This window comes from Cytobacillus sp. FSL R7-0696, from assembly GCF_038006865.1.
GTDB classification, from domain to species: Bacteria; Bacillota; Bacilli; order Bacillales; family Cytobacillaceae; genus Cytobacillus; species Cytobacillus kochii.
Genome location: NZ_JBBOWA010000001.1, coordinates 1,951,570 through 1,968,694 on the forward strand (window position 1 = coordinate 1,951,570; position 17,125 = coordinate 1,968,694).

16 protein-coding genes and 2 pseudogenes are annotated in these 17,125 nt (G+C 37.7%); 14 read left to right on the top strand and 4 right to left on the bottom strand.

From position 1 onward, the window contains the following. Positions 1 to 73 precede the first annotated feature (73 nt). The 3 genes and pseudogenes from MKX29_RS10195 (at position 74) to MKX29_RS10205 (ending at position 2,818) form a co-directional block, all read left to right on the top strand. Positions 74 to 1,677, top strand: a pseudogene (locus MKX29_RS10195) (gamma-glutamyltransferase family protein). A gap of 74 nt (positions 1,678 to 1,751) precedes the next feature. Next, positions 1,752 to 2,282 carry a chromate transporter gene (locus tag MKX29_RS10200; RefSeq protein WP_095373579.1) on the top strand — a complete coding sequence of 177 codons (531 nt, stop codon included), beginning with the start codon at positions 1,752 to 1,754 and terminating at the stop codon, positions 2,280 to 2,282. Beyond that, a complete protein-coding gene (locus tag MKX29_RS10205) occupies positions 2,279 to 2,818 on the top strand; it encodes a chromate transporter (RefSeq protein ID WP_224936841.1) in 540 nt (179 codons plus the stop codon). The genes MKX29_RS10200 and MKX29_RS10205 overlap by 4 nt, the downstream gene beginning before the upstream one ends. A gap of 274 nt (positions 2,819 to 3,092) precedes the next feature. On the opposite strand, the gene MKX29_RS10210 is transcribed toward MKX29_RS10205, so the two are convergent. After that, the gene (locus MKX29_RS10210; protein WP_341105348.1) at positions 3,093 to 3,419 is read right to left on the bottom strand and encodes a general stress protein; all 327 of its coding nucleotides are present in this window, start codon (positions 3,417 to 3,419) and stop codon (positions 3,093 to 3,095) included. A gap of 218 nt (positions 3,420 to 3,637) precedes the next feature. Here MKX29_RS10210 and MKX29_RS10215 point away from each other — a divergent pair, with 218 nt between their 5' ends. The 10 genes and pseudogenes from MKX29_RS10215 (at position 3,638) to MKX29_RS10255 (ending at position 12,408) form a co-directional block, all read left to right on the top strand. Beyond that, positions 3,638 to 4,204 carry a transporter substrate-binding domain-containing protein gene (locus MKX29_RS10215; protein WP_341105349.1) on the top strand — a complete coding sequence of 189 codons (567 nt, stop codon included), beginning with the start codon at positions 3,638 to 3,640 and terminating at the stop codon, positions 4,202 to 4,204. Then, the gene (locus tag MKX29_RS10220; protein WP_341105352.1) at positions 4,164 to 5,582 is read left to right on the top strand and encodes an ATP-binding protein; all 1,419 of its coding nucleotides are present in this window, start codon (positions 4,164 to 4,166) and stop codon (positions 5,580 to 5,582) included. Before MKX29_RS10215 ends, MKX29_RS10220 begins: the two co-directional genes overlap by 41 nt. After that, complete coding sequence (locus MKX29_RS10225) at positions 5,579 to 6,922, top strand: sigma-54-dependent transcriptional regulator (RefSeq protein WP_341105354.1); 1,344 nt, start codon at positions 5,579 to 5,581, stop codon at positions 6,920 to 6,922. Before MKX29_RS10220 ends, MKX29_RS10225 begins: the two co-directional genes overlap by 4 nt. 142 nt (positions 6,923 to 7,064) lie before the next feature. Beyond that, a complete protein-coding gene (locus tag MKX29_RS10230; protein ID WP_341105356.1) occupies positions 7,065 to 8,027 on the top strand; it encodes a TAXI family TRAP transporter solute-binding subunit in 963 nt (320 codons plus the stop codon). 1 nt (position 8,028) lies between these two features. After that, positions 8,029 to 9,129, top strand: coding sequence for an ABC transporter substrate-binding protein (locus MKX29_RS10235; protein WP_251162363.1), 1,101 nt, complete (start codon positions 8,029 to 8,031; stop codon positions 9,127 to 9,129). A gap of 21 nt (positions 9,130 to 9,150) precedes the next feature. Next, positions 9,151 to 9,584 (top strand): annotated as a pseudogene (locus MKX29_RS24485) (ABC transporter ATP-binding protein); the annotation flags it as partial. An 18-nt stretch (positions 9,585 to 9,602) separates the two neighbouring features. After that, a complete protein-coding gene (locus tag MKX29_RS24490) occupies positions 9,603 to 10,250 on the top strand; it encodes an ABC transporter ATP-binding protein (protein WP_445662705.1) in 648 nt (215 codons plus the stop codon). Further along, positions 10,211 to 11,152 carry an ABC transporter permease gene (locus tag MKX29_RS10245; protein ID WP_341105358.1) on the top strand — a complete coding sequence of 314 codons (942 nt, stop codon included), beginning with the start codon at positions 10,211 to 10,213 and terminating at the stop codon, positions 11,150 to 11,152. The genes MKX29_RS24490 and MKX29_RS10245 overlap by 40 nt, the downstream gene beginning before the upstream one ends. Beyond that, positions 11,152 to 11,949, top strand: coding sequence for an ABC transporter permease (locus MKX29_RS10250; RefSeq protein ID WP_095371498.1), 798 nt, complete (start codon positions 11,152 to 11,154; stop codon positions 11,947 to 11,949). Before MKX29_RS10245 ends, MKX29_RS10250 begins: the two co-directional genes overlap by 1 nt. Positions 11,950 to 12,078: 129 nt before the next feature. Beyond that, positions 12,079 to 12,408, top strand: coding sequence for a hypothetical protein (locus MKX29_RS10255; RefSeq protein WP_224936833.1), 330 nt, complete (start codon positions 12,079 to 12,081; stop codon positions 12,406 to 12,408). A gap of 652 nt (positions 12,409 to 13,060) precedes the next feature. Here the strand turns inward: MKX29_RS10255 and MKX29_RS10260 are convergent. Further along, a protein-coding gene (locus tag MKX29_RS10260) for an IS3 family transposase (RefSeq protein WP_224939358.1) occupies positions 13,061 to 14,619 on the bottom strand; the annotation gives its coding sequence in 2 pieces (ribosomal slippage) (positions 13,061 to 13,965 and positions 13,965 to 14,619; 1,560 coding nt in all). Positions 14,620 to 14,967: 348 nt separating this feature from the next. Next, positions 14,968 to 15,408 carry a DUF2798 domain-containing protein gene (locus MKX29_RS10265; RefSeq protein WP_224936941.1) on the bottom strand — a complete coding sequence of 147 codons (441 nt, stop codon included), beginning with the start codon at positions 15,406 to 15,408 and terminating at the stop codon, positions 14,968 to 14,970. A 398-nt stretch (positions 15,409 to 15,806) separates the two neighbouring features. Here MKX29_RS10265 and MKX29_RS10270 point away from each other — a divergent pair, with 398 nt between their 5' ends. Beyond that, on the top strand, positions 15,807 to 16,304 hold the full coding sequence (locus tag MKX29_RS10270) for a MerR family transcriptional regulator (RefSeq protein WP_224936831.1): 498 nt from the start codon (positions 15,807 to 15,809) through the stop codon (positions 16,302 to 16,304). Positions 16,305 to 16,469: 165 nt separating this feature from the next. On the opposite strand, the gene MKX29_RS10275 is transcribed toward MKX29_RS10270, so the two are convergent. Next, complete coding sequence (locus MKX29_RS10275) at positions 16,470 to 17,123, bottom strand: hypothetical protein (RefSeq protein ID WP_251162356.1); 654 nt, start codon at positions 17,121 to 17,123, stop codon at positions 16,470 to 16,472. Positions 17,124 to 17,125 lie beyond the last annotated feature (2 nt).

Consider the following 17,125-nt stretch of genomic DNA (forward strand, 5'->3'; position numbering starts at 1 on the left):
TCTGTAATGTGTAATATACATTACGTAAGTTAAAATTGATTTTATATTTACAAATGTAAAAGGAGAGGTTAATTTGGATTACTTACATCACCCATTTTCGGCAAAAAGACATACAGTGTTCGCTAAAAAAGGAATGGTAGCGACTTCACAGCCTTTAGCAGCACAAGCAGGTATTGAGATATTGCAAAAAGGGGGAAATGCGATTGATGCAGCGATTGCAACAGCTGCAGCATTAACAGTCGTTGAGCCAACTTCGAATGGAATTGGTGGAGATGCCTTTGCTCTCGTTTGGGTAAAAGATCAACTCCATGGATTAAATGCTTCTGGCCCTGCACCTCAATCGATTTCTGCTGATGAGGTAAAAAAGCGTGGATTCACAAAAATGCCAACATACGGTACCGTCCCTGTTACTGTACCCGGGGTACCAGCCGCATGGGCAACGTTATCGAAACGGTTCGGTAAACTATCTTTGCTTGAATCATTAAAGCCAGCGATTAGATATGCAGAAGAGGGCTATCCGCTGACACCGATTCTAGGGAAGTATTGGAAAAGGGCATATACGAAGTTTAAAGAAGAATTTACGGATGAAGCTTTCGAAGGATGGTTCGAAACGTTCGCACCGGGGGGAAGGCACCAGAAATCGGTGAATTATGGCGTTCAGAAGGGCACGCCAAAACCCTTCAAGCAATTGGGGAGTCGGAAGGCCGCTCCTTTTATGAGGGTGAATTAGCTGAACAAATGGATGCTTTTATGAAGAAACATGAAGGTTTTTTAACAAAAGAAGATTTGTGTAAATATGAGCCTGAATGGGTAAATCCTATCTCTACTCAGTACAGAGGTTACGATGTATGGGAGATACCTCCGAATGGTCAAGGTATGGTTGCGTTGATGGCACTAAATAATTTTGAGAGATTGTCAAAGCCACAATGGCAATCAGCACAAACGCTTCATGAACAAATTGAATCGATGAAACTTGCCTTTACCGATGGAAAAGCATTTATTACAGAGGCAGCAGATATGCCTATTGAAACAGAAGAGTTACTTTCTAAGGAGTATGCGGATAAACGCAGTCAAACCATTTCGGATATCGCTTCCAATCCGGAACCTTATGAGTTGCCGAAAGGCGGTACGGTTTATTTAGCTGCTGCGGATGAAGAAGGAAATATGATTTCTTATATTCAGAGTAATTACATGGGCTTTGGCTCAGGAATTGTGATCCCAGGTACGGGCATTAGTTTACAAAATAGAGGTCATGATTTCTCATTGGATGACAATCATCCGAATTATTTAAAAGGTGGCAAACGGACTTATCATACGATCATCCCTGGCTTCTTGACAAAAGATGGTAAGGCAGTTGGTCCATTTGGTGTAATGGGAGGCTATATGCAACCACAAGGTCATTTCCAAGTAGTAACCAATACGGTAGACTATGCCTTAAATCCGCAAGCTGCACTAGATATGCCAAGATGGCAATGGATCAAAGAAAAATCTATTTTCGTAGAACCAGAGTTTCCTAATTATATAGTGCAAGAGTTGGAAAGAAGGGGTCATCAAGTTACAATTACACCGGATGGAGGAAGCTTTGGGCGTGGGCAAATCATTTGGCGTAATCCTGAGACGGGTGTATTAATGGGTGGAACTGAATCCCGTACGGATGGTACGATTGCCGCTTGGTAGCATCAGCGAAAGAAAAACAACGGGAAGAAGCTAAGCCTCAAACACGCCAAGGCTTACGTTTACAAAAAGAATTAATGATTGGGAACTTCCGTACTGGAATGTTAGGGTTTGGCGGTGGACCATCCTCTATACCACTTTTCCAGCAAGAAGCAGTAAAGAAATATAAATGGATGACAGAAGAAGAGTTTGCCGATACTTTGGCATTGGCTAACACGATGCCAGGCCCAATTGCGACAAAGATGGCCGGTTACATTGGCTACCGTGTCGGAGGAATCGTAGGAATGATTAATGCCCTTGTTTCTTCCGTTCTCCCTACTGTTATTATCCTTATAAGTCTTCTGCAAGTTTTACAAGCTTATAAAGATATTCCATGGGTAAAGCATATGTCAGCATCGATTGTCCCGGTTGTAGCTGTGATGCTGGCGCAAATGACTTGGGAATTTGTAAAGAAATCGGGCACGACGCTTGGGTGGAAGAAAGCGATTATTCTCATATTAGCGTCTTTCTTACTTACAGAAGTGACGCACTTACATCCAGGTATTCTCATCATGATATTAATTATTTCCGTCTTTATTCCTTTTAAGAGGAAGGAGAATCCATCATGATTTATTGGGAAATCTTTTTAGCCTTCTTTATTCCAGGTATTCTTGGTTACGGTGGTGGACCTGCGACCATTCCCTTAATTGAAAATGAAGTCGTCGGTAAATATGGCTGGATGTCCACTCAAGAATTTAGTGAAGTCCTGGCGATTGGGAATTCCTTGCCAGGTCCGATTGCGACGAAAATGGCCGGTTATATCGGTTACGCAGAAGGGGGAATTGTAGGGAGTTTCGTCGCCCTCTTTGCTACCATAGCTCCTTCGATTATCTTAATGCTCGTACTGATGGCGATTTTAATGAAATATAAAGACACCCCACAAGTCAAAAATATTTCTAAAATTGTCCGTCCAGTGATTGCAGTGTTGCTAGCCGTCATGACCTTCCAATTTCTGAAGGATTCCTTTACTTCATTAGGGATGATTTATTCTCTTTTGATGGTCATAGGTAGTTATTTTTTATTAGAAAAAATGAAAATGCACCCGGCCATTGTTATTAGTATCGCTTTAGCGGTAGGGGCCATTTCGGGATTGATTATCTATTAGTCTAGGTGAGGGAGCGTAAGACCGAATGAAAAACTGTCTTTGGTTCAACTAGTTATCAGAGATATTTGCAGATGGATTCGTAGCTTCATTCTTTAATCTGAGAAGGACGATTGCCCTGTTTGCAAGATGCTCATGCTGAAATGAAGTCATCAATAGAAGGGAATATGAGAAAAATCTATTAATCTTTCATCCTTCTCTTTAATTATAAAAACCGGTAGCGATTCGCTACCGGTCATATATAGTGAAATGGGGGGAATGATATTAGACATAAGGATTAGTTTTTATTAGAACCGACAATAACAAGTTTACCTTGATCAAGTACTTCTTCATACCTCTCAGCTTCAACATCAGTCATACCAACTGATCTCATTTTAGAACGTAATTCATCGCCTCGGCTTTTGAAGACGTTTCCGATGGAGTCAAAAACACCTTGTTCTTTCATACCAATATCATTTGTATCTGTTGCATCAGTTAAATTTTCTGAGCGGTCTCTATCATGTGCGAATAAGTAGATATCCTTCTTAGTATAACCTTCGTTTTCAAGAGAGTTAATGATGCTAACCGCCTGTACTCCGTTTTCTACAACTTCGATTTTATACATAGTTTACATCCTCCTCTTTTTTGAAGAGTATCTTGTGTCTCTTCTTAGTGTATATATATCCGTTCTACAATAGATTAAACCTTATTGTTTATTGGCAAAAAATAGAATCATTAATTGATAGATAAAAATGTCCTTTGGAGCCTTGTGTTATGAAAGTGATTTATTTATTATTTAAATATAAAATATTTATAATTTTCTAACATAATAAGGAGATCATTTTGCGCAAAGTATTGCTCGTTTTCATGTTTTTCACTCTCTTCCCATTCACTCATGTCTTAGCAGAAGAACAAGTGTATCGAATAGGAGCAGAAAAAGCGTTTCCACCATTTTCTTATCTTAATCAAAACGGGGAGCTACAAGGCTTAAGCATTGCCGTCTTAGAAAGGATAGCCGACAAAAATGATGTGAAGTTTGAGTTTATCCCAATGGATGGAAAGCAAGCTGAGGAAGCGTTAAGAAAAGGAGAAATAGAAGGTGTTGCCGGGGTCACCTATAGTATAGACAAGGAGAAGTATATGGACTTTTCCACCCCTTATTTTACGATGTCGGATTCTTTAGTGATACCTAGGCGCTTGAAAGACGAAGTAGAGAATATAGAAGATTTGCGGGATACGCATATAGTTTTAAAAGAAGATACGGCTGGATTAAATACATTAATAAACTTGCGAAATAATAACTTTACCGTGACGACTAACCAATACAGCGGTCTATTTATGCTTTGGAATGGCCGCGCGGATGTTTTTATTGGCAACAAATGGACCTCCTATTTTTTTAGATCGTTATGAGTTAGAGAAACAATATGTTGTGTTAGATATCATTTTGGATCCTGCAGATTATGCTGTAGCCGTACAAGAAGGGGATGAAGAATTTCGACAGTTCTTAGATAAAGCCATCATTGATTTAAAGGCAACAGGGGAAATGAACCAGCTGGTTGATTTTTGGACGAAAGGTGAAAATGAAGAGGAAATAACAAGGTTAAAGGATTTTATTACCATTTTATCAATATTTATGGCCATTGGTGGTTTTATTCTTATTCTCATTTATATATGGAATTATCGGTTAAAATTAGCTGTCAATAAACATACGAAAGAACTGACCCTTTTGAATGAGGATTTGCATGATCAACGGCAACGCACTGCTGATAGCAATGCTTTTAAAGATCAAATAATCAATAATATAGATGCTGGTATTATTACTTTTGATTTGAATTTTATGATGACGAGTTGCAATCCAAGGGCACTTGATATTCTAGAGTGGCCCCAACAAGAGGGGGTTGAGCAGTCACCTGTTTTTAATGAAATACGAACGCATTTCTATCATGATCGTGCCAAACAATTCGTGTTTCACCGAAACGGTCAACGGAAAATTGTCTATTACTCATTGAACGATATGTATAATTCTTTGGAAAATCAAGCTGGGTATTTGCTGACTATTAGAGATGAAACGGAAAAGGTCCAATTAGAGCAGAAGTTACTCACACAGGAAAAGCTTCATGCGCTTGGACAGTTAGTCGCCGGTGTTGCTCACGAAATAAGAAACCCATTAACATCCATTAAAACATTTATCAATTTAATTCCAAGAAAAATAGCACAAAAAGACTTTCAAGAGATGTTAGTCGAACATTTACCAAAAGAAGTTGACCGGCTAAATCAGATTGTCACCGATCTTATTGATTATGCGAGACCAAGCACACCACGTATTCAGCCATGTACTGCATCGGAGTTAACCACTATGCTGACTTTCTTACATGTAACGATGAAGGATGAGCACATTGACTTTCAATTAAAAGTACCAGATGGGTTAGTCTTTTATATTGATCCGCAACAAATTAGACAAGTGCTTTTGAATATTTTACTGAATGGTGTGGATGCAGTAAAGAACGTTACTGGGAAGCGTATAGAGTTAGAGATTTATTATCTAGATGAAGAGTGTGGAGAGATTTCTATTAAAGATAACGGAGAAGGGATGAGTGTGGAGCAACAACATCATATCTTTGATCCGTTTTATACGACAAAAGCAAAAGGAGTCGGTCTAGGGCTTACACTTTCTTATCATTTAATACAAGAAAATAATGGGGACATTAGCGTAACAAGTACGAAAAAAGAAGGGACTAGGTTCGTCATTACTTTACCCATTTATCGAGAGGAGGATTCGCTCAAATGAAGCCAGGTCTACTCGTCATTGATGATGAAGCTGCGATTTGTATGTCCATTAAGTTTGCCTTAGAAGATGATTATCAAGTATATACAACTATAGACCCAGCGGAAGGGATAGAGTGGGTCAAAAATAAACGAATCGATATCGTCTTATTAGATTTAAGAATGGGGGATGTTAGCGGTTTAGATATTTTAAAGCAAGTGAAGGAAATACGTTCAGAGCTCACGGCCATTATGATGACAGCTTATGCTAGCATTGAGACATCGATTGAGGCAATTAAGCAAGGTGCCTATTATTATATTGAAAAGCCGATTGATATGGATAAATTATCTGTATTAATCATGCGCGCACTGCAATATAAACAATTCTCCAATCGGCTGGAGTCAAAAGATAAACAACTGGAAGCACGTGCATTTTTAGGGACAAGCAAGGCGATGCAACAGGTATTCTCAATGATTGATCGCATTAAGGACATCGATTCAAGCGTCCTTATTACGGGAGAAAGTGGAACAGGCAAAGAATTAGTTGCGAGGGAAATTCATTTTTCGGGTAGAAGGTATCAAGGTCCATTAGAGATTGTCAATTGTGCGGCTATTCCTGATAATTTACTAGAATCAGAGCTGTTTGGTTACGAAAAAGGAGCCTTTACTGGAGCCACTCAATCGAAGGATGGCAAATGTGTTGCAGCTAACGGCGGGACATTATTTCTAGATGAAATGAGTGAATTGCCTCTGTCTCTACAAGCAAAGCTTTTACGAGTCATCCAAGAGCGCGAAGTCACACCACTTGGATCAAATAAGAAAAAGCAACTCGACATCCGTATAATTAGTGCAGCCAACAAAAATATCGCGCAAATGGTCAAAAACGGTGAGTTCCGCGAAGATTTATATTTTCGCTTAAATGTGATTCCTATTCATATGCCACCGCTTAGACAAAGAAAAGAAGATATCCCGCTACTCATCAACCATCTGATTCAAAAATTTAATCAATCTATGCACAAACAAAAAGAAGGTTTGACCCCAAAAGCGATGGAAGTCCTTCTCCATTATCCCTATGCAGGGAATGTGAGAGAACTCGGCAATATTATCGAGTATGCCGTGGCATTATCAATGAATCAATTAATCGATGTCACAGACCTTCCGCATTTCGTCCAAGGTCACGCCGAACATCCGATTGAAGAGGATGAAATGATTCAATTACCACTTGGCATTCCGATGAAAGAGGTAGAGAAGCGAGTCATCACTGCTACCCTCAAGCACTATAAAGACCATAGGCAAAAAACCGCTCACTCCTTGCAGATCTCTGAGAGGAGTTTGCGGGATAAGTTGAAGAATTATGAGAAATAAAAGAACCGGCAATATTTTCTGCCTCATACGGAAAAAATTTCCGGTTTTTCTTTTGATAAAATTGTAAGCGTATACATAAAACAATATTATGAATTTTGGCATAATATTTGCATTAATAAAAATTAGGAGGATGTTAGTAGGGATGAAGTCATTTTTATGGGTGGCAATTATTTTTCTGTTAAGCGGTTGTTCAAATACTCATTCCGAGATCCGGTCTTCTTATGATCCAAGTAAGGCTCCATCAGAAGAACTAGCGGTTGGGAAAAAGTCAATCGTGCTGGCAACAGGTGATGTATCGGGTGTGTATCCGCTAGGTACGGGATTAATGGCGATTTTAGAAAAATATAATAAGGCTGCTTTTGGTACGAGAGTGACAAATGCTTCGATTCAAAATGCGAAGCTCGTAAGTAGTAACGAGGTAGAACTTGGGATATCGATGGCTGATGTATTGTATTCTGATGAACTATCACAAAAACATTTAAAGGTATTAACCAATCTTTATCGCAACTATATGCAAATCGTTACGTCAGATCCATCCATTGAATCCTTATCTGACTTAAAAGGGAAGCGAGTCAGTTTAGGTGCAGAAGGAAGTGGCACAAGATTTACGGCAGAAAGGCTATTAGAAGCAGCAGAGCTTAGTCAAGAGACAATGGATATTTCGTATTTATCCTTTACCCAATCGGCTGCGGGTATGAACAATGGTACCATTGACGTTGCCTTCCTCTCTTCCGGGTTACCTAATCCAGTGATCGAACAATTACTAGAGGAGGAGAATCTTACGTTAGTTAAGGTAGATGAGGAAACAAGTAAGCGCTTAAATCAGCAATACGAGGGTTATGAGTGGCAAGAAATTCCGAGCCATACATATGAGGGAATAACGGAGCCGACACCGACAGTTACAGTGCAAAACGTGCTGTATGCGAATGAAGAATTATCTAATGAGCTGGCTTATCATATTTTAAAAGGTATTTATGAGCACTTAGATGAATGGGCCGTCTATCATCCAGCCGTAGCAAATATGACGGTTGAAGAATCAGCAAATATAGCGATTCCGCTTCATCCAGGTGCCAAACAATATATAAACGAAGTAGGGGGAAAGTAAAATGAAAAAAATCATTACGGCATTATCTATTTTTATGTTGCTATGCCTAGCTGCTTGTGGGGCGCCAACACCACAAAAATCCGGTGAACAAGCAAGTTCAGAAGGCGGAGACTCAGATAGTAAGTCAATTACGGTAGCGGGCAATGGTGGCGTGATTGAACAAACGATAAGAGATGTAATCGCACCGAAATTTGAAGAAGAAACCGGTATTAAAGTGAATTATGTCCCAGGATTATCAGGAGAGATTCTTTCTAAAGTAGAGCTACAAAAGAATGCGCCACATATTGATATCGCTTTCTTTGTACCAACTGATGTTTATCGGGCGAATGAAAAAGATTTAACTGAGACATTAAGTGAAGAGAATGTACCAAACTTCTCCAATGTCATTGATGATTTCGTTTCTGTTGAGGGTGCGGGGGCACCAGTTTTTGGCTTAGCTATTGCCCCAGCATATAATACGGAATCATTCGAAAAAAATGGTTGGGGACCAATTGAATCTTGGAATGACCTTGTATCCGGAGATTATGAAGGAAAAACAGCATTTGTTGATATCACAAATGACTGGGGATTTAATACATTAAACGCGTTAGCAATGGCAAATGGTGGGAGTACAGATAACGTTGATCCTGGTATAGAAAAAGCGAAGGAATTGGCAGGTTACTCAACCACTTTCTATAAAAACTCAACACAAGTGATGCCAGCGATTCAACAAGGTGCTGCTGACCTATCTGTTTTAGGTTCTTATGTAATTAGTGATTTAGCTGAATCAGGCATACCAATTAAAATGGCGATACCAAAAGAAGGTGTTCCCCTACAAGCCTTTAGTGCAACTTTAGTGAAGAACACACCGAAAGAAGAGCAAGCTCTCCAATTTATTGATTATCTTGTGAGTGAGGAAGCACAATCGTTAATTGCAGAGGAAGGATTCTATCCAATTGCTGAAGGAGTAGAACTACCTGAAAAATATCAAGAATCTATTGGGATAGCAGAGGATGATCCAACATTTAAGCCAGATGTCCCTCAATTCGCAGAAATTAGAGCGGAATGGTCAGATCGTTGGAATAAAGAAGTCGTTCCTGAAATTGGCAAACTACTAGAATAATAGAAGAGGAGGCATAAGGAGATGACGACAGCGATAAGCGACGTAGAAATTAAGGGAGCTATAAAAAAATTCGGATCCAATATTGTTCTTAATTCCATCGATTTAGAAGTAAGGCAGGGTGAGCTTCTCACCTTGCTGGGCCCTTCTGGATGCGGAAAATCGACCACTTTAAATTTAATTGCGGGATTTCTTGAGGCAGACCAAGGAGAGGTATTTATTAAAGGAAAAAAGGTGACAAAGGTGCCTCCATATAAAAGAGATTTGGGCATGGTTTTCCAAACGTATTCTCTTTTTCCACATATGACGGTTTATGACAACTTAAGCTTTGGTTTAAAATTAAGAAAAATTGCCAAACCAGAACAAAAAAGAAAATCGATCGCGTCCTTGAACTTGTAAAGTTATCAGGGTTAGAACAACGCTATCCCAGGGAACTGTCAGGTGGGCAAAGACAGCGAGTAGCCATCGCTAGAGCGTTGGTTGTCGAACCGGAATTATTATTATTAGATGAGCCATTATCGAACCTTGATGCGAAGTTAAGGCATGAGCTTCGCTTAGAAATCAAAAGGTTACAAAAAGAAATCGGTGTAACGACTATCTTTGTTACCCATGATCAGGAAGAAGCTCTATCGCTTTCCGATCGTGTCGTAGTAATGAATGCAGGTAAGATTGAACAGATTAGTACACCGACATCCATCTACAAACATCCAAAAACAGAATTTGTTTTTCAATTTATCGGTAAATCTAACTCTTTTGAAGGTATTGTTATATCAACAGATCAAGACCGGATTATGGTTCAAGCGGGTCAAGAAGTCACATCAGTAAGTTGGGATAATGTGATTGGAGAGAATCGCACGTTCCAAAAAGGGGATGAAGTGAAATTATACATTCGCCCAGAAAACATTCATATTTCTGAGTCACAAGAGGCTGTTGATGGATATGAACTACATCGTGCGAAAATCACACAACTGAATTACTTAGGGACTTCTTGGGAAATAGATGTCGCATTTATGGGGAAATCTCTGCAAATATTAACAAATGAATACCGTTCATCATGGAAAGAGGGAAGCGAGGTGTTTGTAGGATGGATGCCGCAAGAGCTCAAAATCATCAGAAAAGAGTAGCACCTGAGGGACAACCGCCGCAACAAGAGAAGCGCGCGAAAAAACGGAAGCCATGGGCACCTGGCTTATTGTTATTAACACCTATCCTCTTGTTCTTATTCGGATTTTTTGTTGTACCGATGTTATATATTTTGTACTTAAGCTTTATTTCAACTGATAGCTTAAGTGGTGAAGGAGCTAGTTACAGTTTATCAAATTATATCACGCTCTTTACGGATAGCTATTATTTAAACTCATTATGGATTACGGTTAAGATTAGCTTATTATCTAGTCTGGTTGCGCTCATACTGGGTTATCCGATCGCTTTAACGATGGCAAAGGCTTCAGCAAAAATGCGCGCACTTATTACACTACTGATTGCTTCACCGCTTTTAGTTAGTATTGTTGTTCGTAACTTTGGCTGGTATTTATTACTTCTACCTAATGGGACCGTTAATACACTATTAATGGATATGGGTCTAATTAGCAAGCCTATGAATCTATTGTTTTCAGAGGTTGGTGTCATTATAGGTCTTTCAAACGCCTATTTACCATTTATGGTACTAGCTATAGTCACAAGCTTATACAATATTGACCCATCATTAGAGAAGGCATCGGCCATATTAGGTGCAAGTCCATTAAGAAACTTCCTTTCGATTACATTACCACTGAGCTTACCAGGTATTGTCTCTGGTTGCGTTTTAGTCTTTAGCTTATCGATGAGTGCCTACGTAACACCGGCACTTATGGGTGGAGAGAATGTGCCTGTGATGCCAGTTGTTGTATACGATCAAATTAATAATCTCCTGCAATGGACATTTGGATCGGCATTATCATACGTTTTGCTTGGGACAACGCTTCTATCAGTCTTTTTATTTACTCGAGGGTTTGAGAAGAGTAAATTCAAGGAGGTGTTCCGTTAATGAATGCCATTGGGAAATTACGCGGAGCATTGGCTGTTATTGGGATTATCTACATCTTGATACCACTAATCGCTGTCATCCCTGCATCGTTTACAAAAGCAAGCTATCCAAGCTTTCCGCCAGAAGGATTTTCGTTTCAATGGTATACGAAAATCTTGGAAAGACCTGAATTTATTGACGCCTTCATGAATAGTTTGCAATTTGCAGTGCTTGCAGCACTATTTGCCGTTATATTCGGCACACTAGGTGCGCTGGCAATTGCCAAGTATGATATTCCCGGAAAGTCAGCGATTACATCCTTTTTAACGGCGCCACTTAGTGTACCTCAGCTTGTATTAGGGATAGCGTTATTAATATACTTCACACCATTAATGCTTGCGGGTACGTCAATAGGATTCCTGATTTCACATATTATCATTTGTATTCCATACGTGATTCGTTTAGTGTTAACCGGCTTAAGCGGTTTTGATTATAATTTAGAAAAAGCGGGAGCAATCTTAGGCGCCAATCCATGGACCGTCTTCTGGAAAATCACGCTCCCATTAATCCGACCTGCAATTATCTCCGGTGGCCTTTTCGCTTTCTTAACCTCCTTTGATAATGTAACGGTCTCACTCTTTATGATCTCACCTGAAACACGCACTTTACCAATTGAAATATTCTCTACCATGCAAGATGCTTATAATCCAATTGTTGCCTCTGTATCCAGTGTTGTTATATTCATCTCCGTGATACTCATCGTCATCTTAGAGAAAATCCACGGTGTCGGAAAAGTTTTTGGTGGGGGCCATCATTAATTATATCTTTAGTCAGGATTAGCGCGCACATTAATATGTGCGTGCTTTTGCTCGTTCATAACAACAATAGCAGGAATAAACAAAGCGCGTCTTGAAAGTTAGACTAATCAATAATAAGGGTGAATATAAATGAGAAGATTAAAAGAGATTTATAGATATATATTATTTCGGCTGTTTGGGAGAAATTCTAGAAGAGCAGGATGGACATTATTTGCTCCACTAAAGATACTCCCTGAATATATAGTTGATACGGAAAATGGTCAAGTGACTGGGTTAGTCATGTATGATGAGAAGGTTTACTTGACCGTTGTTGTAGATGTTCTGAACGAAAAAACTTCCGTAAAAGGAAGCCTTAGAAGAATCCATAAACTTACGAAACCTTTTAAAAAGCACAACTATATAGAAATGATTGAAGAAGAAGCTAAATATTTGCTTGAAAATAAATGCCCAAATGAGTAATCTCCTCAGGAGGTCTAGAGTAAAGTGGGGGTGTGGTAATAATTGTATAATAAGATAATGGAATATAACCGATACGAACCTGGAAGTTTCAAGTTTCCCTTAACAGCAATTAAAAGAACAGATATTACTACAGTCAGTCATAAAGCAGGGCTTTTCATTATTAATAAAAAGAAATATTTTTATCCTATCATAACGAAGAACAAGTAGTACTCCTTCGTTTAAATAACTTGAATTTGATAGGTGAGTAATTGTAAAAGGTGATCCAAAAAAACTCGAGAAAAGCATGGTGAGGCGCTGTGGTCATATGAATAAATTAAAGTACTGTTTATTAAAGTAACAATCTAACAACTTAGAGAATGGGCAATGATAGATCTAAAGGTAGGAGAATGAATTTGAATAGGATTATTAGTATTATACTTGCCATAGTATTTTTTCTTTCCTCTTTGGATATGAACCAATACAACTTATTTTTGAAGATGTATTTGCATTGATGTACCCATATTTAATCTTAATAGGCTTTATCACATTAATCATTATTCTAGGTGTGTTTTTAAAATAGATCTGAAGATGGCATTCTATCTCTATAAGATTGATCCGGATGATTAGTGAACAGCCCCCTGTCAAGTAGACAGTGGAAATAATAAAAAGTTACCTAAGCGGCTATAGCTCTATATTCCATAGGGCTATAGCCGTTTAGTCGTTTTTGGTATCGATTATGATTATAGAAGTGAATATACTCCGTTATGGCATTGGAAAGTTCCTCATAGGTCATAAATTTATGTAAATAATATTTCTCACATTTCAGTGTTCCCCAAAAGGATTCCATAGGTCCATTATCGATACATCGCCCAACGCGAGACATACTATGAGTCATTTTTAACTTTTTTATCCTACTTTTAAATCCATAGGAGGTGTATTGATAACCACGGTCGCTATGAATGAGAGGCTCCTTTCCCTTTAAATGCTTTGTCGCCAGGTCAAGTGTATCGAACACCAGTTCATTGTTATTAGAATGCCCGAGAACATAACTAATAATAGAACCATCATAGAGATCACGAATGGCACTTAAATAAGCTTTTTGGGAGGAACCATATTTAAATTCTGTGACATCCGTGACCCATTTTTCATTCGGCTTATTAGCTGTAAACTCACGATTTAATATATTTTCCGTGACATATTGGGGGATAGAACGTTTATATCGTTTTTTCTTCACTCGAATCACCGAGCGTAATTGAGCCACTTTCATTAATCGATAGATTCTCTTATGATTCAGTGGCTTATTAAATTTTCTATTCAAATGAAGAGTCATTTGGCGATAGCCGAAAATCCCCTTCATTTGTATATGGAGGATTTTCATCTCTTTCATAATAGCTTCATTCAGAATCTCTTGGGAAGTCGGTTGACGTCTTAGCCATTTATAATAAGCGCTCCGAGTGACGCCCGCGATATCACACAGAAGAACTATGCTTAGATTCTCTTTCTTATGTAGTTCCTGTATGGCGACATACTTATCTTTAAATCGAATCCTGCTTATTTCCGCCTCCTTTCGAGTTCCTCCAACTTTTTTAAGAATAAGTTCTCTGCACGTAATCGTTCATTTTCTTGTGCTAGCTTTTTCATTTCGAGTTTCATTTTTTCTTCTGGTGTTAACTCAATTTCTGTTTTATTCCTCCCTCGTTTGTCTTGAAGACCTTCCTCTCCACTTTCTTCATATTTTTTAACCCATGTATAGACTTGTTGGTAAGACACTTGAAAAGTGTCAGCTGTCTTCTGATAATCTTTTCCGTTCCCCAAGCAATCAAGTACAACTTGAATTCGTTCCTTCCAAGTTGTTTTTCTTCCTTTAGTCATAGAGCTCGTCCTTTCTTTTGACGTATCCTTTATTTCACTATGACTATTATACTTCTTCAACCATAACCTGAGGACAGACTCATCTGATATTTTATATCTTTTGGCAATTTCCTCTAAAGAATAGTGGCCGGATAGGTAGTCCTTCATGGCTAATATTTTTAAATTCTTCGGGTACGTTTTCCAGGATGTCGATTCTTTAAGACCTTCAAATCCATACATATCAAATTTATACTTCCAAATTCGAATGGCACTTCTACTAACCTTATACTTTTTTATTATCTCCGCTACAGATAAAATACCATCTTTTAATGTATTTATTACTTCTATCCTAACTTCGAGTGGATGAGCTCTTTTAGACATAAATATACTCCCCTTTTAGTAGCCAGATTTTATTTTTTTATCTGTCTACCTAGAGGGGAGCATATCATAGAAGAATGAAGTGTCTAATCATTCGGTTTTTTTGTGATTTATATCCTTATATGAAAAAAATAGAGGAATAGAGCAAAAGACACTCGACTCCCTCAGGGAAATAGAGGGAATTTTGAGACCTCACAGGTAATGCAGAGAAGGCTCAAGCGTTCCCTCCCCGTGGAAAGCGAATGTCTGTAGTGCAATGGAACGGACTTTTTGGCAACTGATTTTTTATAGATTATGATTTGTTTTTGTTCGTTTTGAAGTTAGGTCATTTAGTTTTGTCCTACCTCGTTTTTATCCATTTAGTTCTGGTTTTTGTATCGCCGGTTTTATATATTTACATAGTAATTTCCTCGAGATAGGGCCAACGATTAATAACTGTGATGGAAGGGCCACAATAATATTTAAAGCTAATGTCTTTAGATAAGCGGTAAAGATAGAACCTTCAATCCCGATTGTTATCAAGGTCAAGATGATTCCGTATGCTGACATGATGGCAACCATTATAGGAACCATACAAAAAGCAAAAACAATAATAAAGTTGAATTCTTTTGATTGATCATAAGGTAGAGATCTTGCAAGTTTGTGTGCGACTGGCTCAACGAAAGACTCTGCGATAAAAGCAACAATAAACGTTATTGCAAATTGAATCAATGCACTACCTAAGCTATACGATGAAAAGCCGTGTAAAGCAGAGTTGTAAACGGACATGATTAAAACCATCCCAAAACACATGAATAGGCCAAAAATAAGGCCTTCTTTTTTATTACTAGGCAAATGAAAAACAACCTTTCTTTTAAGAGAATAAATGTAATTATATCGGTTCAAATTTTTCTTCATAAGTGACATATTTGTGAATTTTATTAAGAGATTTCATTTCCTTATATATCTTTTGGGGTTTATTAACGAAATTAGTTTTGCTAGTTTAAATTTAAAAACATATAAGTTTAACTAATAGGGCTCTCGTTAAAATCGTTCTTTTGAGGGCATTTGTCATTTGCCCATAGAAGGAGTGAAGTTGAAAAATTGTTTAATAAATAGGGATGGAAGCTTCTCATTACGAATATCCGCTTTTTTAACGAAATATTTAAAATTTATAAATAACTACTATATTGAATGTTGAGGAATATGTTATGGTAAAGTTACACAATGAAAAAATATTGCGAAATGAGAGGATGACCATTAAAAAGACTAAATATTGGACAGTTGGAGACTTATCAAAACTAACGGGGCTTACGTTTCGAACTTTACGATATTATGATCAAATTAGTTTATTATCTCCATCTGAATATTCCGAATCTGGACATAGGTTATATGATGAGGAAGACATTTTAATTTTATTTCAAATTCTTACTCTGAAAGATTTGGGGTTATCACTCGAAGAAATTAAATCTACTTTGAAAGATGAAGATTACACACCTAACAAAGTCATTAACCTTCATATAGAGCGGCTGAAAATTGCGATAAAAAATCAGGAAGGTCTTTTAAAAGAATTACAAAATTTATCTTCTCTTATGCAACTAGAACAACATATATCATTTGATGATTTAGCCCAGGTTTTAATGATGAAAAAGAATGCAACACCTACCCAGAGAAGAAGTAAAGCATTAACCTTTAAAGAAATCACATAGTATGATATTTGGTAGAAAGAAGGAGCCCATTTTTCAACATATGTATTATTACTTTGATATTTGCATGGTTTGAATCATAGGTTCAAAAAAGTAAGTAAAAAGCCCGATTACCCTCAAAAAACTGGTAAACGGACTTTTGTTTTATAAAGTGATGGAAAATCATTTCTAATTTGACGATGCGTGTTTTTTCGATTCTTTTGGAAAAATTGTGTAGGAAAAAGAAATTAATCCATCAATAACTAAAATAATTGTCCAAATCCTACTTAAGTTATTTGTTGCTGAATGATCAAAAGGGAACGCAGCGTTACTTGATGCAAACCATTGTTGAAAGAAGTCCCCTATAGAACTAATCGTGGAGAATTGGTTTGATAATCCAAGAAAAAGGGCTAAAAGAATATGCACACCTAAAAATATGAGAAGATGCATAAAAAAGTGTTTTCTTTCTACAGCAGCAAATTCCTTTCCATCCAACTCTTTTACTTGATCTTCTATATTAATTGTTTCGCCTCTCCAGTTTGCTACTTTTTTCTGTATAAATCGATCAAGCTTTCTGAAATCTGATTTCCCATAGGTAAATGCATATACAATCACAATTAATATAACAACCTGGTAGCTTGTAAATTCACCAGTTCTCATATAATCCATAAAGCCCATTGTGGCAATCCATAGGTCGTTCACTATAAAAATGCCGAAGAAAAGAAAACTGAGCTTATTTAACTTGAACCAATATCTTAAAATGAGAAAAGATAGTATTGAAATCCAGAAAATAACTTCAGCAGCAATAAAGAACTCCCATTTATGGTCTAAAATAAAATCCATTT